The 3,607-nt window shown below is 40.4% G+C and carries 3 protein-coding genes and 1 pseudogene; 2 read left to right on the top strand and 2 right to left on the bottom strand.

Annotation, left to right across the window (positions count from 1 at the left end; translation table 11 throughout):
- Positions 1–452, top strand: a pseudogene (locus PSE7429_RS21795) (IS1 family transposase); the annotation flags it as partial.
- A gap of 33 nt (positions 453–485) precedes the next feature.
- Entirely contained in the window at positions 486–677 is a 192-nt protein-coding gene (locus tag PSE7429_RS21800) for a PIN domain-containing protein (protein ID WP_233424415.1), read from the top strand.
- A 129-nt stretch (positions 678–806) separates the two neighbouring features.
- Here the strand turns inward: PSE7429_RS21800 and PSE7429_RS26765 are convergent, their stop codons facing one another.
- Together PSE7429_RS26765 and PSE7429_RS21810 are read right to left on the bottom strand one after the other, a co-directional pair.
- A complete protein-coding gene (locus tag PSE7429_RS26765; protein ID WP_071590190.1) occupies positions 807–2,462 on the bottom strand; it encodes a TPM domain-containing protein in 1,656 nt (551 codons plus the stop codon).
- Between the two features lie 517 nt (positions 2,463–2,979).
- A complete protein-coding gene (locus tag PSE7429_RS21810) occupies positions 2,980–3,522 on the bottom strand; it encodes a hypothetical protein (RefSeq protein ID WP_009629548.1) in 543 nt (180 codons plus the stop codon).
- Positions 3,523–3,607 lie beyond the last annotated feature (85 nt).

Here is a 3,607-nt window from a genome sequence, read left to right on the forward strand (position 1 = left end):
CAAGCAGCTCAACAATTACCAGAGCATCCCCCCATCGAAACTATTCCTGATGTGGGTGAACTAGATGAACTCCAGACCTTTGTTGGGTCAAAAAACTTGATTTGGCTATGGACTGCGGTGAATCATTTTAGTCAAGGCATATTGGCTTGGGTATTAGGGGATAGGAGTAGCCAAACCTTTAAAACTTGTGGGCATTGATTAAAGTTTGGCAATGCTATTTCTGGGTTACTGATGGCTACTGCGTCTACAAAATGTTTATCAACTCGGAGGATCAAATTATCAGCAAGACCTACATGACAAGAGTTGAGGGTGAAAACACAAGACTTAGACATTATTTAGCCAGATTACACAGAAAAACTTTATGTTATTCAAAATCGGAAGAAATGTTGAGGTATTCAATTCGTTTGTTAATTCACTATCTTAAGTACAAATCATTTACTACCTTTGCTTGATTCATCTTTCATTTGTGCAACGCCTGTGATTTTGTGTTGCCCAGTGGAATCAAGATTTTACCAATTGATATTGCACATTTACCAACACTACAAAACCTACCATTTCACCATCGAGATCCATTTGATCGCCTATTAATTGCTCAAGCAAAATCAGAAACTTTAAACTTAGTTTCAGAAGATCACATCTTTTGTCAATATCAGGTAAATGTATTTGGGCAGAAGTAAAACAGATAAAATGTGATAGGTAAAATCAAGAACTATTCAAAGCCTTTGAGTCATTGCCCATCGAAGATCAACGCTAAGCCCTAAACTTCATCGCCTTCTTGCAGCATCGCTACTGTCTTTTTAACAATCTCACCAATCACTTCCAGCCCCTCCTCCATCACTACTCCCTCCACCAAAATCACTACTAGACGAGCTACTTCCATAATCTGAGTAAGAGGAATCATAGCTACTGGAACTAGAACTATGGTCAGAACTACTTTCATAAAAACTGTTACTGCTATAGCTTGGCGCAACGTAGGGATAGACAGGTTGCTCATGAAAGCAGTTCTGGCATTGCAAGATACTCACAGCATCTTTTGAGCCTTGTTTGGGAAATTTTTTGGGCTTGCGGGATTTTTTGAGAGAAGCGCCAATGACAGTCGGATATTGACATTTAGTACAAAGAGAATCTGATTTCAGAATATTAGGCTGGCAATGCATATGTTTACGATCGCGTTTCGTTTCAGGATGACAGCGATCACAGATATATAAAGCATAGGTCGCATTACCTAGCTCAATGGCAAGCTTCTCAGGTTTAGTGAGATAAGTACCGCCTAAAGCCTCATCTAGACGCTGGGTTACATTGCTGCAAGTGGCGCAAAAAAACTGTTCTCTCGCACTCTTCTCACTTTTCTCGTCTAAGGACAATTGATTAACGACATGAACTAGAAAAAGTTGATAGCCCATACCAAGAAGTAAACCACTCACCATAAACAAGATGTCGCTTGGCAAAAGTGCAGCGACACTGGGAGATATTAAGATGATGACGACCAATAAAAGCGAACATTGAATTACCAGCAATAGAAATAGATTTCTGACAAGGATTTTGCCCCATTGCTTCCACAATTGAGAAGGAATGGTTTGCTGCAAAGCTCTAGCTAACTTCGCTAGCCAATAATAAGTGATGCCAAACCACATGGGCATACTAATTAGAGCGATCGCCGCACTAATACAGATCAAATCTCCAAAATGCTGATCGAGATTGATGGATACACTGGTTATGGAATTTGCGGAATCAGATAGCAAAAAAGCACTTGCACCTGTTGCGATCGCGCTAACGCCCAAAGCCAGCATTAAGATTGGTCGATTCGCTACTTGCTTAAGTTGTGGAACTCTCACTTGAAATACTAGTGGATTAGAGGATAAATATCTATCGGGTAGTAGCTGACACCATGAGTTAATTTTTGAGACTGTCCAAGCAATGCAGCCTAGGGCGAGCGCTATGCCTAATCCACCAATCACTAGATAAACTATTGCAAAATCAAAGCTAGAGACCCCAATTTGTTCTAAACGGTTCGTGATTTCCTCTACACCATTGATTGTCCCTTGATCGAATTTCCGAAGCTTGAATTCAGGTTTAATTTTAGTTTCGATAATTTGCGTAACTTGAGCATTGCTCAATCGCGAAGTCAGCCCCCGCCCAGTTTCGATCTCAAGCCTCCGTTCATTTACGGAAATCAGCAATAATACGCCATTATCTAATCCGCGCTTACCGATCCCCCATGTATTAAATAGCTGCGTGGCATAGGCTTTAGGGCTGGCTAGGGGAGAAATATCAGGAACGGTCACAACCGCAACTTCTGAACCATTGCGAGCCTCTAATTGCGTAATTCTTTGATTGATTCGCGATTCTGTCTCAGCACTGAGAATATTAGCGACATCACTTACCCAAGTACCATTTGTTTTGCGAGGATTGGGAATGTCTTGAATGGGAGTTGCCCATATAGGCGATATAGGTAATACCACTGCCCAGAGCAGGCACAAGCAGATGGATATAATTATCCAACTGGGCAAGAATCTTTTTAAGCTAATTACTACACAAATGTTTTTTAAGTAATTACTCCAACCCTTCATAATCCGTACTCTCCACTCCTAAAACTTAATATTTAATCTCAATATTTAATCTCGCGAAACTTACTTAAGTAGCTAATCATAAGTACACTTAAAACCTAGACGAGCGTACCGCCCACTACGCGGGCGGTACGCTCTCTGGGTTTGGGTTTTAATTATGCTTAGCTACTTATTAGTCTTTGCCGATATGAGAGGATTTCAGAATTATTTGACTTAGCCTATGGTATCGCAACAATCACATTGTTTTTAGAAAAATTGTTTTTAGAAAATATGTCTCCTAATACTATAGCAACGTAAGAGATAGCTATAGTCATTAATGTTAGGGCAAAAATCAAACCCAATAGAGAGTTGCGGCGCTTCGCGCCGCAACTCTCTATTGGGTTTGATGTCCTAGCTATAGATGACATGGAAGTTAATCCGAACCTGACCAAGCCCAAATGGGATTGCCATCTTTTACGTCTTTTTTTACAATCACAGGCGTAAATCCATTAACATCATTCTTCCCCGTCATATCCAAAATGAGATAGACCTTATTATTGACAAAACGCATTCTCAAATAAGAATTACCTTCAAAGGGTTCGTCATTGACTTTAGTGATCCCTGCTGTTGCCTTGCAATTGCGATATTTATTTTGTAGTTTTGCAACCCATGTCGCACTAAATTCATCGCTTTTTTCCAATGTGAATGGTTGAGCGAGCCAACTAAGGGAAGCGGAACCATCTAGGGTGTAGCCACCTTCATAATAGGGACGCGATGCTTGAGTTAAAGTAACTTCGGACGGACAAACTGGTGATGTTTCTCTCAAATCCGCAGGATAAACCCTGAGAGTAATATAGCTTGGTGTAGCAAAACTAGGATTTGCCAACAGAGATAACTGCGCGATCGCTACGCCCCCAAAGCCCAAACATACTTGCTTAAAAATTTGACTAAAAGCCTTAAACCTAAAGTTTTTCATGGGATTTTTTACCGCTATAGTAATCCACTGGAGTTTAGACTAAAAAAGGAAAAAAAGGCAGAGTAAAAGAGATACAAACTGCCTA

Source organism: Pseudanabaena biceps PCC 7429 (assembly GCF_000332215.1).
Taxonomy (GTDB): domain Bacteria; phylum Cyanobacteriota; class Cyanobacteriia; order Pseudanabaenales; family Pseudanabaenaceae; genus Pseudanabaena; species Pseudanabaena biceps.

Excerpts from the sequence above, each read along its gene's own strand:
- PSE7429_RS21810 (WP_009629548.1), bottom strand. The coding sequence starts at position 3,522 with ATGAAAAACTTTAGGTTTAAGGCTTTTAGTCAAATTTTTAAGCAAGTA.